Annotated in this window: 1 protein-coding gene; it reads right to left on the reverse strand. The window is 50.9% G+C overall.

What is annotated here, in order from left to right; genetic code table 11:
- Positions 1 to 527: FHIPEP family type III secretion protein (locus R7O13_RS30640; protein WP_318305693.1), on the reverse strand; the 527-nt coding region annotated here is incomplete at both ends.

Below are 527 nucleotides of genomic sequence, written 5' to 3' on the forward strand. Positions count from 1 at the left end.
TGCTCTTCACGAATCCACACGGCTTCTAGGCCGAATGCCGGGTCCATAGTCGGTTCGCCATCAATCATGCCGTAAACCTGACCAGGGTTAATCGCCAGTTCTTGATCTGGGCGGATTTCCGCTTCACCCACCGCAACGCCCATCAGGGTAATTCTGTAGCTGTTTGGCGTCAGCTCAAGGTTGTCGCGAATGTGTACAGCTGGGATCAAGAAACCAAAATCTTGTGAGAGCTTTTTACGAACGCCTTTCACGCGCTCTAATAACTCTCCGCCTTGGTCACGATCCACCAGCGGGATTAATCGATACCCCCCTTCTAAACCAATAATATCAACAGGTTGAACGTCATCCCACGACAACTCACGTTGAGAAATGGGCTCGCTGCCATCTTCTGCTTTCGCAGGTAATGCTGGTTCTTTTGCTTTCTGCTTCTGACGCTTGTCAATTAAGTAATCACCCGTGCCAGCAGCAACGGCCAACGTTAAGAAAGCAAAATGCGGCATGCCCGGTACGATACCCATCACGCCCAA

The sequence above is a fragment of the Vibrio sp. Y176 genome, assembly GCF_033438945.1.